The sequence below is a fragment of the Arthrobacter sp. A5 genome (assembly GCF_051131705.1).
Taxonomy (GTDB): Bacteria; Actinomycetota; Actinomycetes; order Actinomycetales; family Micrococcaceae; genus Arthrobacter_M.
This window is the reverse complement of record NZ_CP180316.1, coordinates 1,142,944-1,157,825: the sequence shown is the minus strand read 5'-3', so window position 1 is coordinate 1,157,825 and position 14,882 is coordinate 1,142,944. Positions and strand designations below refer to the sequence as shown.

The following is a 14,882-nucleotide window of genomic DNA, read 5'->3' as shown; positions in this document are numbered from 1 at the left end:
GGGTGCCGGGCCGATCAGCTCGTGTGCACGGTGATTGTGTGATAACCGGTGGCCCCGTCCGGCACCACCTGGGCCACCTGATCGGTCTGCGGCTGGCCGGCGCCGTCGAATGCCCTGACCTGCAGCTCATGCTGGCCGGCACCCGGACTAAGCCGGATCGTCCACTGCACCCACGTGTCCTTCGAAATGCCACCGCCCAGCACCGCGTCCTGCCACTCCCCCTGATCAACGCGAACCTGAACCTTCGAAATGCCCTTCTGGGGGGCCCACGCGACACCACCGACGGCCACCGTGTCCGTCTTCAGCGAAGTGCCATCGCGCGGAGTGTCGATCCTGGACTCCGTTTTAATGGGTCCGTGATCCGACCAGCCGCGCGTGGACCAATAGCCTTTCTCGTCCGAAAACCTCGTGACCGTCAGACTGGTGACCCACTTGGTGGCGGAAACAAAACCATACAGCCCCGGCACGACCAGCCGCGCTGGAAAACCATGTTCCTGCGGCAGCGGCTGGCCATTCATGCCGACGGCGATGACCGCGTTACGCGCATCCGTCATGGCCTCCAGCGGCGTGCCGGCCGTGAAACCGTCCGTGCTGCGCGAGAGGACCATGTCCGCGCCGGGCTGAACGCCGGCCAGCGCCAGCAGCTCACGCACCGGCCAGCCCAGCCATTTCGCATTCCCCACCAAGTCGCCGCCAACCTCGTTGGACACGCAGGCGAGAGTGGTGTAATTCTCCATCAGCGGCTTCGCCAGCAGTGTCTTCAAATCGATTTCCACCTCGTGGTCGACCATGCCGTTGACCGTCAGCGTCCAGCTGTCCGGGTTCACGGAGGGGACGACCAGCGCGGTGTCGATCCGGTAAAAGTCGGCGTTGGGTGTCACCAAGGGGGCAATGCCGGGAAGCGCCAGCGCCGCACCGGCGGGAAGCGGTGGCACGGCCGTAACGGGCCCTGGAAGTACGAGATTGGCCCGCGCCTGGGCTATGCCGATCGCGGTAGAGCGCACCACTGTGGCGGCGAAGCCGGCGACCACGGCCACGGCCGCGCCGACGCCTATCGACGTGAGGAACTTGCGCCGCCCTGGGGCCGATGGACCGGCGGCGGCTGTCGAACCCGGCAGCGCATCGCGCGGCATCCATTCCAGCAGCCGGTTCCGGAAGGCCGTGAGGAAGACGACCGCCAGCCCCGCCGCGACCAGCGGCGGTGCGATGGCCGCCGTCGTGCTCTGCGCGCGGGTGAGCACGGCAACGACGCCGATGATGCCAAAAAAGGCGAAGCCGGCCAGGCCGGTGAACTTGCGGCGGAGCTCAACGATGCCGCCCAGCACGGCCAGCGCCGCGATGACCAGGCACATGGCCAGCAGGAACGCGAGCTTGTCCGAGGTGCCGAACAGCGAAATGGCCCAGTCCTTCACCCCAGGCGGCATCGCATCGATCGCCACCCCACCGACGGCGGTGATCGGCGAGAGGGACGGGCTGACGGCCGCGGCGGTCAGCTCGCCGGCGGCCACGCCCAGGGCCCCGGCGACCAGGCCGCAGGCCCCGGCCCACCGCGTCAGCCGCCGCCGCTCGGTGCGGCCCGTCCGGCCGGTGTCTCCCAAACCCCCAGTGCCGGAGGGGCCGCCCGGGGTTCCGCGGCCACCGCCGTCGCCCGGTCCGCCCGCATCTCCCGGCAGCCCGCCGTGTCCGGTTAGCCCGGATCTGGTGCGGATGCTCATGATGGATCTCCTTGGCTGACTGTTGCAATGTAGTCGTCCGCACCCATTTCCAGGCCCATGATCCGGTCGCCCTCCGTACCCGGCGCGTCCCCGCCCACAAGAATGCGGCGGTTGCGCACCCCGGCGGGTCCGGCGGAAAACTTCGGACTGTTCACCCTCCCAGCATAGGTTCGCCCCGCCCCTTCGGCAGCGGTGCAGGGGCCCGGATGCGCATTTGTCCCCGTTCCGTAAGGATTTCGCCGGGCCGGAACGGCGGCCATGCTCCTACCGTCAAAGGGTGAAGGAAAAGCCCTTGATCAATGAAGTCCCCGCATCCCCGTGCGGTGCCGCGGCCCGAGACATGTCCGCACAGCTGGCCCGCGTCCGCACGCCGGACGGCTCCCAGCGAAGAAGGGCCGCCGTCGTCGTCGTGCCAAGCGCCGCCAGCAGCAGATTGCTGGTGATGGACGGGACCCCGTCGTCGGGGGACAAGGGGCTGGAGGACTGGTCCGGCCCGGAGGGTCGGTTCAGTTCCTGGCTCGGTCCGGCGCACGACGGTGGCTTCCGGGCTCTGGCGCTGCACCAACCGGACGGACACCTGGTCCGCTGCGTGCCGATGTCCACGCCGACCACCGGAGCTCATCAGCTGGCGCGGCTGCATCATGCCGGGATCAGCGCCGGCCTGGTTCCGGTGCTGACCGACGTTGACGCCGTCCGTGCGGCCCTCAAGGTCCCGCAGGAATGCCCGGGTATTCCGTTCGCGGACGACGTCCGGGGCCTGACCCGCTCCCTTGATCCGCTGGAGGATTCCATATGAGCACGCAGGCAGCCCGGACCACCGTCAAACCTCCGCGCCGGCTTTTTGGCCAAGGCCGCGAGGAACCGTATGCGCGAGGGCTCCGCCAAGGTGCCGGAATCCTGGTTCTCCGGCCGGTGGAGGGCACCATGCCGGTGGAGGTCACTATGGGAGCCGTTCCCCGGCGGTTCCAGCTTCGGGATTGGTGCGCTCCCGCGGGCGCCGCCGAATGCGCCCTGCTGCACGGCGCCCGCGGGCCGGTCCTGGACGTGGGCTGCGGTCCCGGCCGGATGCTCATTGCGGCTGCCGGTTTGGATCTAGAAGCCGTGGGCGTAGATACCTGTGAGATTGCGGTAGTGCACGCCCGCGCCCGCGGTGCCGTGGCGCTCAACAGCTCCATTTTTGACCCACTGCCGCAGGAAGGCCGGTGGGGATCGGCCCTGCTGCTGGACGGGAACATCGGCATCGGCGGCAATGCCGCCGCCCTGCTCGCCAGGCTGGCGCAGCTGCTGGACGCGCAAGGCAGCATCCTCGTCGAGGTGGATCCGCGTGCTGAACTGGATCTGGCCTACCAGGCGGTGCTGGAGGATGCTTCGGGCCACGTCAGCGAAGCGTTTCCATGGTCCCGTGTCGGCGCCGGCGCATTGGCTGTCCACGCCGCTGCAGCCGGCTGGAGGATTGTGAGCACCGGCGGATTCCAGCAGCGTGTCTTCTGCCGGCTTGTCCGCCGGAATTAGCGCGTATCGGAGTCCCTGTTCGGTCTTAGGCAATAATGATCTATCCCTCTGGTTGACTGGTTTTACGGAAAGTCAGAGCACGTCCGGTCCCCTGGAACGGTGCCAGGCGCAGCAGACCGGGGCGTGGAGGAGTATGGCCCGTACCGGCGTGGTGGTGGGCCAAGGGCGCCGACCCATTCGGGCACACCGCCGGCCTCATGGGCCGGCGGTCAGGAGTGGGGCGAGTTCGTCAAGGGTGCTGATGGTGAAGTCGGGTGGTGTGAAATATGCGGGGTAGGGGGTGCCGGTACGGTTGATCCATGCTGTGCGCATGCCGGCATGCGCGGCGCCATGGATGTCCCAGGGGTGGACGGCGGTGAGCAGCATGCGGGCCGTTTCCAACCCGCAGCTTTGTGCGGCGTAGTCGTAAGCGCCACGGAGCGGTTTCCAGCCGGGGCCGTCCTCGACGGAGAGCAGCTTTTCGAAGTCACCCAGGATGCCGGCGTCGCTGAGCAGCTTTTCTGCCACACGGGTCGAACCGTTGGTGAGGGTAGTCAACCGGAATCCGGCGGCCTTAAGGGCGCGGACCCCTCCTGCTGCGTCCGGATGAAGGGTCAGGGCTGCGAAGCCTTCCATGATGTGGTCGACGGCTTCGTCGATGGTGCAGTTCAACGGCAGGCCCGTCAGTGTTACGCGCAGTGATTCGGCGCCTATCACGGCGAACTTTTCACCGCCGCCGGCGGCAGCCAGGGCGAAACCGTCCCGCAGGAGTGCTGCGAACCACACTTTGGCCAGCAACGCCGGGGCTCCGGTCTGAGCGAACCGGTCCCCCATGGGTGACATGTCCGAGAGGGTTTCATTGACATCAAAAACAATCACGGCTACTGGATCGTTCATGAACGGCTCCATAATCTGTTCGGGTGGGAGAATCTTTATTCAGCCGGCTGTCCGGATCACATGGTGCCGCGGCCACGGAGTGGCACGCCATGACATCCCAGGCTCCAATTCTTTCTCACGTCCGGCGCCGGTCCCTTCGCTCCAGACTGCGGCGGCGAGTCTGCACTGTCAAGCCTACCCAGATGCCCGGGTGTCGGGCGCCGAAGACTATGGACTTGCCCGGGGGCTGCCAAGGATCAATAAAGGGCGTCCACCGGCACCGTCCGACAATATTCCCCGACGCGCCCCTTCGGGTCGGTTTGGTACGCATATCGTAAGGATTACCTCCTTCCCCGCCCGGCGCCGCGCTGATGAAATGGACGTATGCGAAGGTTCCTTGGTTGGCTGCTGCGGAAGATCTTCGGGTGGCTGCAGGGCAGTTTCACTTCAACGCTGCATTCCCCGCGGACGGCCGTGGTGGTGGGCCGGTTACTCGGAGTAGCCTTTGTGACCTGCTTTTTCACCGGGTTGTACTCCCACTTCCTGCAGGACCCGTTACCGTGGCAACCGGTGCTGGCCAGACCGACCTGGCTCTACCGTCTCAGCCAGGGCACGCATGTGGTCACCGGTGTTGCCTGCATTCCGCTCCTGCTGGCCAAGTTGTGGACGGTCTATCCGAAGCTCTTCAGCTGGCCGGTGATCACCGGGGTCAGGAGCGCGGTCGAGAGGGCATCGATTGCTCTCTTCGTCGCCAGTTCCGTGCTCGAACTCGGAATGGGTCTGCTTAACGTTTATAAATGGTATCCGTGGCCGTTCAGTTTCCGCGAGGTGCACTTCTGGTTGGCCTGGATTATCGTTGGGTCGCTGGTCATCCATATCGGGGTGAAACTGCCCCTGATCCACGCACACTGGCGGGCCTCCCGTCCCGCCACGGCCGTCGAGCACGAAGTGCTAACCTCGCGCCGCGGCTTCGTGGGCGCGATTGTCGCCGCGGCGGCGGTTCTGACCGTGACCACCATCGGGCAGGCGATACCTGCCCTGGGCCCCGTCGATCTGTTCGCGCCGCGCCGCCCGGGGGAAGGCCCCGCCGCACTGCCGGTGAACCGGACGGCCGCGGAGGCGAAGATCCACGCACCCGCCACGGACCCCGCATGGGCCCTGAAGGTCATCAATAAGGACCTCACGCGCATGTTCACCCTGGCCGAGCTCCGTGCGATGCCGCAAACCGAGGTGGTTCTGCCGATCGCCTGTGTTGAGGGTTGGAGCCAAAACGCGCGCTGGGGCGGTGTCCGCGTCCGGGAGCTTCTGGCCATGGTGGGGGCCGATCCCCGGCAAGCGGCCGAGGTCCGTTCCCTGGAAACCGAGGGCGCCTACACCGGGGCCCAGGTACCGCGCGAGTACGCGTGGGATGAGCTGACCCTCATCGCCCTGGACGTCAATGGTCAGCCCCTGGACCTTGAACACGGCTACCCGGCACGCCTGATCGCCCCCAACCGACCCGGTGTGCTGCAGACAAAGTGGCTATCCAGCCTGGAGGTACGGTAGGGATGACCGATTTGAGAAAGTCCCGGATCCTCCTCATAGTCCTTGGCCTCCTGCCCCTGGCCTGGGGCATCTACGGGATTGCGACGAAGGTGCCGCCGGGCCAGATCGTGGGGATCATAGTGTGGCTGGCCGGCAGCGTGATCCTTCATGACGGTCTATTCGTACCGGCTCTGCTCATCATGGGAGCCCTCACGGTATTTCTTGCCCGGAAACTCTCACGGGCCGGAAGGTACCTGATCCGTCTGGCCCTCGTCATCGGCGGGGTCGTCCTGCTCGTTGTAATGCCACTGATCTATACGGCGCCCCGCACCGGAACGCCCACCGCGTTGACCCTGCCCTACACGCTGAATTTGCTGGGGTTCCTCCTGGGCCTTGCCGCCGCGACCACCGCCGGTGTCGTGATCGCCGAACGCCAGCAACACAAGCGAAACACCTCGCCGAAACGGCGACGGCTTCCCCCGTGGGTTGAGAGGGCTTGATCTTTTCGAGCGCCGCCTTTTCCTGCTCAAGGTTCCGGCGTAGTCCAGAGAGCGGTGTTCCATGGTCAGGGCGGCGTCTCATGGGAACATCTCCGTGACCATGGGGGGGCGCCGCAGGTGCACGCATCCTGGCCGACATCCGCAGCGTGATTGCGGATGTCGGGTAGCTTCTGGCGCCTCCGGCACCCCGTCCAGACCTTACGAAATCCGAACGGTGGGCCGTTCCGGCTCCCAATGACGGTCGTGACGGTGCAGGATCGGTATGTGAGCGAAACACCGGATGGACCGGGTGGCGGCAACTCGGCGCTGCATCAGTGGCTGCTCCCGCTGGCCCTGCTCTTCGGGCTGGCCGCCGTCATCTTCTGGACCGTAACCCAGGACGCCGGGGCGGAATGGGTTTCTCCGGTCGGCACCCTGGCAGCGTGGGCCGTCTTTGTTCCCACCGCGGTGGCGGTCCGCCGGATTCCCGCCCGCCGTGCGGCCGCCGTCGTCGTCCTCGGATCTCTGCTGCTGGGCGGTGCGGCCATATCCGCAGCTCCGGCCACGAGCAACGACGCGGCCCGGTATGCCTGGGACGGGATTGTCCAGACGGTGGGCGTTTCCCCGTACCGTTACGTTCCCGCCGATGAGGCGCTGCAACGGCTGCGGCCGGGGTGGCTGTTCCAGCCGGCGGCCGCTGACGGCAGTTGTACGGCAAAGCTGTTCCCCAGCGGAACGGAGGCCACCACGGCCGTTCCCGGCGGCACGCCGCTGTGCACAGCGATCAACCGGCCGCATGTGCCCACCATCTACCCAGCCTTGGCGGAGATCTATTTCCTGGCCGTCCGGCTGCTTCCGGGCGCCGGGGCAGGCCTGCTGGCGTTCCAGCTGGCGGGCTTCGCCCTCAGCCTCGCCGTGACCGTCCTGCTGCTGCGCTTCCTGCGCCGCACCGGCCGGCCCTTGCACCAGGCGGTCTGGTGGGCCTGGTCTCCGCTGGTGCTCTTCGAGGCCATCAACAACGCGCACGTGGACGTCCTCGGGGCCGCGCTGGTTACGGCCGCAGTGCTGCTGTTGGTGCGCGGCAGGGCGCTGGCTTCCGGTGCGGCCTTCGGTGCCGCGGTGGCCGCCAAGCTGATCCCCGCGATCGCTGCACCGGCGCTGCTGTACCGGCGGCCGCTGCGCTTTGTGCTGGCGGCGATGGCCTCGTTCACCGTGCTCTACCTGCCGTATCTGCTGGCCAACGGCTGGGCCGTGATCGGCTTCCTGCCGGGTTACCTGACCGAGGAGGGCTACCGGAGCAAGGACAGTCCGCGCTTCACGCTGCTGCGGCTGGTGCTGCCGCAGAGTTGGGCCGTGCCGGCCGGCGTTCTGCTGCTGGCGGCGCTGGCCGTGTACGTCTGGCGCCGGGTGGATCCGGAACGGCCGTGGGACAAGCAGGTGCTGATGATCGGCGGCACGCTCCTGATCGCCAGCCCCAGCTACCCCTGGTATGCGCTTGTGCTCCTGCCCTTCGTCGTGCTGAGCCGGCGCTATGAATTCCTCACCATTCCCCCGGTGCTGGCGATGATGTATTTCACCGGGGCCCAGCCCTATGGGCAACTCGTGGCGAGGCTGGGACTGGTTGCCGCCGTCGTCGTCATTGCCGGAACCAAGTGGTATCGCAGTCGGCAGGCCGCGCGGCAGGCGGCGGTCGGTGCTGCGGAAGAAGCCGGACCACGCGGATCTTCGTCGGCTCCACAATGATCACGGTACACGGCCAGCTGACCAGCACGACGACGGCTGCCTCACCTTTTCGACAACCAACGATGAACCCGCCCAGCCACGGAATCCTGCCCACGCGTCAGGCAATCCAGCCCCGAGGTGGTGCCCGCACGGTCCGGGTGGCGTAGCGTTGGGGTATGAGTGTTGACCATGTCCACGCGACGCAAGAACCCGTGCTTTTGGGTATGCCCCCGGTCACGGCTACTGCCGAGGCTGCGGACCCCACCGGAAAGCCGCTCGGTCAGGGCGGACTGTTTGACAGGTACGGACGCCGGGCGACTGACATGCGCCTTTCCCTGACCGACAAATGCAACCTGCGCTGCAGCTACTGCATGCCCGCCGAGGGCCTGGCCTGGCTGTCCAAGAACCAGGTCATGACCGCGGAGGAGATCCTGCGGATAGTGCGCATCGGGGTGGACCGGCTCGGTGTCCGTGAACTGCGGCTGACCGGTGGCGAACCGCTCGTCCGGGCGGACCTGGTGGCCATCATCGCCGGGCTACGCCAGGCCCATCCCCAGCTGCCGATCTCCCTGACCACCAATGGTGTGGGTCTGGCGAAGAAGGCGCAGGCCCTCAAGGACGCCGGGCTGACCAGGATCAACATTTCGCTGGATTCGCTGCATCCGGAGACCTTTGCCCAGCTGACCCGCCGGCCCTTCCTGGATCAGGTGCTGGCCGGCGTGGAGGCTGCCGCCGCGGCCGGGTTAGGGTCCATCAAGATCAATGCCGTGCTGATGCGCGGCATCAACGACCAGGGCGCCGCGGAACTGCTGGGATGGGCGCTGGCAGGTGGCTATGAACTGCGCTTCATCGAACAGATGCCCCTGGACGCGGACCACGGCTGGACCCGGGCGAACATGATCACGGCCGCGGAAATCCGGCAGCTGCTCTCCGCGGAATTCGATCTTTCCCCGGACCCGCGCGAGCGTGACGGCGCGCCGGCTGAGCGCTTTGAGGTGCGCCGGCACGGCTCCGCGGAGCTGCTGGGCACGGTCGGCATCATCGCCTCGGTCACGGAGCCCTTCTGCTCGGACTGCAAGCGGACCCGGATCACGGCGGAGGGCAAGGTGATGAGCTGCCTGTTCTCGCGCGTCGAGGTGGATCTGCTGGACCTGCTGCGCGCCGGTGAGACGGCGGCCGACGACGACGCCATCGCGGTCCGCTGGAAAGAAGCCATGTGGGCCAAGCCGAAGGCGCACGGCATGGACCACGTGGGCCTTGGCGCGGCCGGTTTTGTGCAGCCGGACCGCAGCATGAGCGCGATCGGCGGATAGATGCTGATCCGCTATTTTGCGGCGGCCCAGGCCGCCACCGGTATGAACGAAGAGACGCTTCTGCACGCCGGGCCGATCAGCATCAATGATTTACGGGAACAGCTCACCGCGCTGCATCCGGTTTCGGCATCGGAGCATACGCCGCCCTTGGGTGAACTGCTGAAGCGGTGCAGTTTTCTGCGTAATGAGGTCGTGCTCCGGGACCTCGCCGCCGACCTGGACCCGGAGGACGTCGTAGATGTTCTGCCGCCCTTCGCCGGCGGCTAACCGCTTTTCGGCAAACGGTTCTGCGCACCGCTGGCGGCTTGGGCTGCGCACGATGCAACCCTGCGCACCGTGACGGGCTAACTCTGCGCCGCTTTCACCGGCGCCGGTGGCCGACCAAGGGAGCCCTCGCGAACGCGCGGTCAGAGGCCGAAGGTCTCGGATTCTTCGAAGGGGCCGACGACGGTGATGGTGCGGGGCGCGGCGGCGAGTTCGCGCGCCAGCGTCCGGACTTGCTCCGCCGTCACCATGCCAACGCGGGAGAGCGTCTCGTCGATGTCCAGGAATTCCCCGGAGACCAGCTCCGAGCGGCCCAGCCGGGACATCCGCGAGCCGGTGTCCTCCAGCGCGAGAACAATACCGCCGGAGAGCTGCCCGATGGCCTTGGTCAGTTCGTCGTCGGTGATCCCGTCAGCGGCAAGTTTTTCCAATTCAGTGGTCAGCAGCCCGATCACCTGGCCGACCTTCTGCGGGGCACAGCCGGCGTACATGCCGAAGTATCCTGCGTCGGCGTAGCCGGAGGCGAAAGAGTACGTGGAGTAGACGAGGCCGCGCTTTTCGCGGATTTCCTGAAACAGCCGGGACGACATTCCGCCGCCCAGCACGGCGTTGAGGACGCTCATCTCAAACCGGCGCTCGTCGTTGGCGACGATGCTCGGGCAGCCGAGAATGATATTGGCCTGTTCGACCTGGCGCTTGATCACGTGCAGACCGGCGGTCCCGGAAATGACCACCGGCTCGCTGGACCGGCGCGGAGTGGGGGCGGCGTCGTCGTCCATCTCCCAACCGGCCGCGCGCAGTGCCGTCAGCACCTGACCGCAGACCTCGTCATGATCCAGCCCGCCCGCGGCGGTAATGACCAGCTCATCGGGACGGTAGTAGCGCTGGTAATGCGCCCAGACGGACTCGCGGGAAACGGCGCGGATCGCGTCCGGGGTGCCGCCGATCGGACGGCCGAGGGCATGGCCTCCGAGCACCGCGGCAACAAAGTTCTCGTGCGCAACGTCGGTCGGATCATCGCTGTCCATGGCGATTTCCTCAAGGATAACGTCGCGTTCCTGCTCGAGCTCGGCGGGATCGAGGACCGCGCCCGTGATCATGTCCGCGATGACGTCGATGGCCATCGGCAGATTCGAATCAAGAACCCTCGCGTAGTAACAGGTGCTTTCCTTGGCGGTCGCGGCGTTGGACTCTCCGCCCACCTCGTCAAACGCCGAGGCAATTTCCAGCGCCGTGCGGCGCCGGGTGCCCTTGAACAGCAGGTGTTCAAGGAAGTGGGTCGAGCCGTGTTGGCCCTCGGCTTCATCCCGAGAGCCAACACCGACCCAAAACCCTATTGTCGCGCTCCGCTGGGCGGGCATGGATTCGGTCAGAACCCGCACTCCCCCCGGCAGGACGGAACGGCGCACGACGGCGCCGCCCGTCTCGCCCGAGATCACTGCGGAATCCTGCCCGGCGGTGCCGGCAGCCGACGTCAGCGGCAATAGGGTGTAGGCCATGAACTACTCAGCAACGCTTTCTGCCGTGACGGAAGCGTCCTCGGCCACGACGGGCGAGAGGGAGAGCTTTCCGCGGTCATCGATCTTGGTGATTTCCACCTGGATCTTCTGGCCGACGCTGACGACGTCATCGACGTTATCCACGCGCTTGCCGCCCGCGAGCTGGCGCAGCTCGGAGATGTGCAGCAGGCCGTCCTTGCCCGGTGTCAGGGAAATGAATGCACCGAAGGTCGTCGTCTTTACGACGGTCCCCAGGTAACGCTCGCCGATTTCCGGGATCTGCGGGTTCGCGATGGCATTGATCGCAGAACGTGCGGCATCGGCGGAGGGGCCGTTGGTCGCGCCGATGTAGACGGTGCCGTCATCCTCGATGGAGATGTCGGCGCCGGTGTCCTCCTGGATCTGGTTGATCATCTTGCCCTTCGGCCCAATGACCTCGCCGATCTTGTCAACCGGGATCTTGACCGCGATGACGCGGGGCGCGAACTCGGAGAGCTCGTCCGGAACATCGATGGCCGCGTTCAGCACGCCGAGGATGTGCAGGCGTGCTTCGCGGGCCTGCTTCAGGGCCGCGCTGAGCACCGATGCCGGAATACCGTCCAGCTTGGTGTCCAGCTGGATCGCGGTGACGAACTCACTCGTTCCGGCAACCTTGAAGTCCATGTCGCCGAAAGCATCTTCGGCACCCAGAATGTCGGTCATCGCCGCGTAGCGGGTCTGTCCGTCAACCTGGTCGGACACCAGGCCCATGGCGATGCCGGCAACCGGCGCCTTCAGCGGCACACCGGCGTTGAGCAGGGACAGCGTGGAGGCGCAGACCGAACCCATCGAGGTGGAGCCGTTGGAGCTGAGGGCTTCGGAGACCTGGCGGATCGCGTACGGGAATTCCTCGCGCGAGGGCAACACCGGAATCAGGGCCCGCTCGGCGAGGGCACCGTGACCGATTTCGCGGCGCTTCGGGGAACCGACGCGGCCCGTCTCACCGGTGGAGTACGGCGGGAAGTTGTAGTTGTGCATGTAGCGCTTGCGCGTGACCGGAGACAGCGAGTCGATCTGCTGTTCCATCTTGAGCATGTTCAAGGTGGTGACGCCCAGGATCTGCGTTTCGCCGCGCTCGAAGATCGCCGAACCGTGCACACGCGGCAGAACCTCGACCTCGGCGGTGAGCTGGCGGATGTCGGTCAGGCCGCGGCCGTCGATGCGGATCTGGTCCTTGAGGATGCGCTGGCGGACAACCTGCTTGGTGACGGAACGGAAAGCAGCGGAGAGCTCCTTTTCGCGTCCCTCAAACTGTCCGGCGAGGGAGCTGACAACCTGGTCCTTGAGTGCATCCGAGGCGTTGTCGCGGTCCTGCTTGTCCGCAATCTGGAACACCTCGGTCAGCTTCGCGGCCGCGGCGGTCTCGACCGCTGCAAACACGTCGTCCTGGTAGTCCAGGAAAACCGGGAATTCGGCGGTCGGCTTGGCGGCGCGTGCCGCCAGGTCGGCCTGCGCTTCACAAAGTGCCTTGATGAACGGCTTCGCCGCTTCCAGACCCTCCGAAACGATGTCCTCGGTCGGCGCAGTGGCTCCCTCTTCCTTGATCAGCTTCCAGGAGTTGTCCGTGGCTTCGGCCTCGACCATCATGATCGCGACGTCGCCGTCGGCGGTGACCTTACCGGCAACCACCATGTTGAACACGGCGTTTTCCAGCTCCGAGTGCTTCGGGAAGGCAATCCACTGAGAGCCCTGCTCATTGTTGACCAGAGCAACGCGGACGCCGCCGATCGGGCCCGAGAAGGGCAGCCCGGAGAGCTGCGTGGACATTGAGGAGGCGTTAATGGCGACGACGTCGTACAGCACGTCGGGGTTGATCGCCAGCACGGTGACCACGATCTGGACCTCGTTGCGCAGGCCCTTCACGAAGGCCGGGCGCAGCGGGCGGTCCATCAGGCGGCAGGCCAGGATCGCCTCCGTCGAGGGGCGGCCTTCACGGCGGAAGAAGCTGCCCGGGATGCGGCCGGCGGCGTACATGCGTTCCTCGACGTCGACCGTCAGCGGGAAGAAGTCGAAGCCTTCGCGCGGGTGCTTGCCGGCAGTCGTCGCCGACAGCAGTGCCGTGTCCTCGTCGATGTAGACCATCGCGGCACCGGCGGCCTGCTGGGCCAGCCGTCCGGTCTCGAAGCGGATAACGCGCTTGCCATAGCGGCCGTTGTCAATAACGGCCTCTGAGTACTTAATTTCGGGACCCTCCATAGAGAGTCACCTCCGTTTCTTTGCGTGTGCGGCAGGAGGCAACCAACATCATCCCCAAGCCCACCCGTCTTTAGCTGTGGGACCTGTACAACACCCGGTCTTCGATCGAGATCCACGGGCGCCTGCCGTCAATAGGCCGTCTGTTCCCGGAGATCACTACCGAGGACCGCGAATGCGCGACGCCGGTTGGCTCCTGATTAAGTTAGTTCTCGAATTACTGACTAATTGCCGGGTCAGTACCGGCGATATTGCCGGTATAATACCGCGGAGGCGGCCCTTCCGGACTGGAAGGGCCGCCTCACGGTGCTGCTAGCGGCGCAGGCCGAGACGCTCGATCAGCGTACGGTAGCGCGTAATGTCGGTGTCATGCAGGTACGTCAGCAAACGACGACGGCGGCCGACCAGGCCCATCAGACCACGACGCGTGTGGTGATCATGCTTGTGCGCCTTAAGGTGCTCGGTCAGATCGAGGATGCGCTTGGAGAGCATCGCAACCTGGACCTCCGGCGAGCCGGTGTCGCCCTCGCTGGTGGCGTAAGCCTTCATGATTTCTTGCTTTACAGCGGCTTCTAATGCCACGGTTACTCCTTGGATTGTGCCGTGATGCCCGGTGCAGCACTGCGCTGCCGGGTACTGCCTGAGGCGGATCGGACTCGCTACGTTGCGGTAAGCGAAGCCGCCCGATCAGGACGGAATCCAGCCGCCACGGACTGCAGCCGGATTCAACCTTTCCAGTTTACTCTGCGCGGGTTGACTCTGTCGAAGTGGCGTGCGACAAGCCGCAGTTCTTCCGACCTGCAGACCAGAATCTGCCGGCCTTCAGGCCAGAATCTGACGGGCCTGGTCCACATCCAGGTGCATTTGGTCCACCAGCGCCGCGGGACCGGTGTACGCGACCATGCCTCGGAGCCTGGTCACAAACTCAACGACGACGACCTGGCCGTAGAGGTCAAACGCCTCCACCGGTTCGTTCGGCCGGTCGATCACATAGGCTTCGACCTGCCGGCTCACACCCACAAAGGTGGGATTCGAGCCGATCGAGATCGCTGCCGGCCGGCGCACTCCGTCCGCGTCCGTCAGCCAGCCTGCGTACACGCCGTCGGCCGGAATGTAGCCGACGGCGTCGTCAGAGAGGTTCGCCGTCGGAAAGCCCAAGGCGCGGCCGCGTGCCGCGCCGTGGACCACCTCACCGCGCATATGGTGCGTACGCCCCAGCACCTCTGCGGCGGTGTCCACGTCGCCCCTGGCCAGCGCCTCGCGCACCCACGTCGAGGAGCAGCGCCGGTCCGATCCGAACTCGCTCACCACGACGACGTCGAAACCCAGGTCCTTGCCCAGCTCCTGCATGGTACCAAGGTCCCCGGAATTGCCCCGGCCGAAGCGCACATCGTGGCCGATTACCACAGCGGCGGCACCGAGCGTGTCGACAAACACCGACCGGACGAATTCCTCCGGAGTCTGCGCGGCGAGCGCCAGTGTATACGGCATTACCAGGACCGCGTCCAAGCCGCAGGCGGCCATTGTCGTCAGCCGGTCGGCCAGCCCCATCAGCTGCTCCGGAGCAGTGTCCGGGCGGTGCACCTTCGCTGGATGCGGATCAAAGGTAATCGCCAAGGCCTTGGCCCCACGGTCGTGCGCGGTGGCCACCAACGCGGAGAGCACATGCTGGTGCCCGCGATGCACCCCGTCGAAGTTCCCCAGCGTCACCACCGATGGTCCGTATCCAACGGGAACCTCGTGAAGACCGTTCCAGAAGTGCACCAT

At 66.2% G+C, this 14,882-nt stretch carries 14 protein-coding genes; 7 read left to right on the top strand and 7 right to left on the bottom strand.

Annotated features, from left to right (window positions below; translation table 11 throughout):
- Nucleotides 1–14 precede the first annotated feature (14 nt).
- Together ACLLJI_RS05260 and ACLLJI_RS05255 are read right to left on the bottom strand one after the other, a co-directional pair.
- Nucleotides 15–1,715: a molybdopterin-dependent oxidoreductase gene (locus tag ACLLJI_RS05260; protein ID WP_434618766.1), complete on the bottom strand. Its 1,701-nt coding sequence runs from the start codon at nt 1,713–1,715 to the stop codon at nt 15–17.
- A complete protein-coding gene (locus tag ACLLJI_RS05255; protein WP_434618763.1) occupies nt 1,712–1,870 on the bottom strand; it encodes a hypothetical protein in 159 nt (52 codons plus the stop codon). Before ACLLJI_RS05255 ends, ACLLJI_RS05260 begins: the two co-directional genes overlap by 4 nt.
- 137 nt (nt 1,871–2,007) lie before the next feature.
- On the opposite strand from ACLLJI_RS05255, the gene ACLLJI_RS05250 reads away from it, so the two are divergent.
- Both ACLLJI_RS05250 and ACLLJI_RS05245 read left to right on the top strand, forming a co-directional pair.
- Complete coding sequence (locus tag ACLLJI_RS05250; RefSeq protein WP_434618760.1) at nt 2,008–2,511, top strand: hypothetical protein; 504 nt, start codon at nt 2,008–2,010, stop codon at nt 2,509–2,511.
- Nucleotides 2,508–3,227, top strand: a complete 720-nt coding sequence (locus ACLLJI_RS05245) for a class I SAM-dependent methyltransferase (RefSeq protein ID WP_434618757.1) — start codon at nt 2,508–2,510, stop codon at nt 3,225–3,227. The genes ACLLJI_RS05250 and ACLLJI_RS05245 overlap by 4 nt, the downstream gene beginning before the upstream one ends.
- Nucleotides 3,228–3,422: 195 nt before the next feature.
- Here the strand turns inward: ACLLJI_RS05245 and ACLLJI_RS05240 are convergent, their stop codons facing one another.
- Nucleotides 3,423–4,103 (bottom strand): haloacid dehalogenase type II, encoded by a 681-nt coding sequence (locus tag ACLLJI_RS05240; protein WP_434618755.1) that lies wholly within the window; start codon nt 4,101–4,103, stop codon nt 3,423–3,425.
- 363 nt (nt 4,104–4,466) lie between these two features.
- Between ACLLJI_RS05240 and ACLLJI_RS05235 the strand changes: the two genes are divergently transcribed.
- The 5 genes from ACLLJI_RS05235 (at nt 4,467) to ACLLJI_RS05215 (ending at nt 9,387) form a co-directional block, all read left to right on the top strand.
- Entirely contained in the window at nt 4,467–5,627 is a 1,161-nt protein-coding gene (locus tag ACLLJI_RS05235; RefSeq protein ID WP_434618752.1) for a molybdopterin-dependent oxidoreductase, read from the top strand.
- A gap of 2 nt (nt 5,628–5,629) precedes the next feature.
- Nucleotides 5,630–6,106 (top strand): hypothetical protein, encoded by a 477-nt coding sequence (locus ACLLJI_RS05230; RefSeq protein WP_434618749.1) that lies wholly within the window; start codon nt 5,630–5,632, stop codon nt 6,104–6,106.
- Between the two features lie 264 nt (nt 6,107–6,370).
- Nucleotides 6,371–7,828: a glycosyltransferase 87 family protein gene (locus ACLLJI_RS05225; protein ID WP_434618746.1), complete on the top strand. Its 1,458-nt coding sequence runs from the start codon at nt 6,371–6,373 to the stop codon at nt 7,826–7,828.
- 155 nt (nt 7,829–7,983) lie between these two features.
- On the top strand, nt 7,984–9,120 hold the full coding sequence (moaA, locus tag ACLLJI_RS05220; protein WP_434618743.1) for a GTP 3',8-cyclase MoaA: 1,137 nt from the start codon (nt 7,984–7,986) through the stop codon (nt 9,118–9,120).
- A complete protein-coding gene (locus ACLLJI_RS05215; RefSeq protein ID WP_283561123.1) occupies nt 9,121–9,387 on the top strand; it encodes a MoaD/ThiS family protein in 267 nt (88 codons plus the stop codon).
- A gap of 140 nt (nt 9,388–9,527) precedes the next feature.
- On the opposite strand, the gene ACLLJI_RS05210 is transcribed toward ACLLJI_RS05215, so the two are convergent.
- From ACLLJI_RS05210 to ACLLJI_RS05195, 4 genes are all read right to left on the bottom strand, one after another.
- Complete coding sequence (locus ACLLJI_RS05210) at nt 9,528–10,883, bottom strand: M16 family metallopeptidase (protein WP_434618739.1); 1,356 nt, start codon at nt 10,881–10,883, stop codon at nt 9,528–9,530.
- A gap of 3 nt (nt 10,884–10,886) precedes the next feature.
- A complete protein-coding gene (locus ACLLJI_RS05205; protein WP_434618736.1) occupies nt 10,887–13,118 on the bottom strand; it encodes a polyribonucleotide nucleotidyltransferase in 2,232 nt (743 codons plus the stop codon).
- 309 nt (nt 13,119–13,427) lie between these two features.
- On the bottom strand, nt 13,428–13,697 hold the full coding sequence (gene rpsO / locus ACLLJI_RS05200) for a 30S ribosomal protein S15 (RefSeq protein WP_283561120.1): 270 nt from the start codon (nt 13,695–13,697) through the stop codon (nt 13,428–13,430).
- Nucleotides 13,698–13,937: 240 nt separating this feature from the next.
- Nucleotides 13,938–14,882, bottom strand: coding sequence for a bifunctional riboflavin kinase/FAD synthetase (locus tag ACLLJI_RS05195; RefSeq protein ID WP_434618732.1), 945 nt, complete (start codon nt 14,880–14,882; stop codon nt 13,938–13,940).

Excerpts from the sequence above, each read along its gene's own strand:
- ACLLJI_RS05215 (WP_283561123.1), top strand. The coding sequence starts at position 9,121 with ATGCTGATCCGCTATTTTGCGGCGGCCCAGGCCGCCACCGGTATGAAC.
- ACLLJI_RS05240 (WP_434618755.1), bottom strand. The coding sequence starts at position 4,103 with ATGAACGATCCAGTAGCCGTGATTGTTTTTGATGTCAATGAAACCCTC.
- ACLLJI_RS05210 (WP_434618739.1), bottom strand. The coding sequence starts at position 10,883 with ATGGCCTACACCCTATTGCCGCTGACGTCGGCTGCCGGCACCGCCGGG.
- ACLLJI_RS05260 (WP_434618766.1), bottom strand. The coding sequence starts at position 1,715 with ATGAGCATCCGCACCAGATCCGGGCTAACCGGACACGGCGGGCTGCCG.
- ACLLJI_RS05235 (WP_434618752.1), top strand. The coding sequence starts at position 4,467 with ATGCGAAGGTTCCTTGGTTGGCTGCTGCGGAAGATCTTCGGGTGGCTG.
- moaA (WP_434618743.1), top strand. The coding sequence starts at position 7,984 with ATGAGTGTTGACCATGTCCACGCGACGCAAGAACCCGTGCTTTTGGGT.
- ACLLJI_RS05195 (WP_434618732.1), bottom strand. The coding sequence starts at position 14,882 with ATGGTGCACTTCTGGAACGGTCTTCACGAGGTTCCCGTTGGATACGGA.
- ACLLJI_RS05230 (WP_434618749.1), top strand. The coding sequence starts at position 5,630 with ATGACCGATTTGAGAAAGTCCCGGATCCTCCTCATAGTCCTTGGCCTC.
- ACLLJI_RS05205 (WP_434618736.1), bottom strand. The coding sequence starts at position 13,118 with ATGGAGGGTCCCGAAATTAAGTACTCAGAGGCCGTTATTGACAACGGC.
- ACLLJI_RS05245 (WP_434618757.1), top strand. The coding sequence starts at position 2,508 with ATGAGCACGCAGGCAGCCCGGACCACCGTCAAACCTCCGCGCCGGCTT.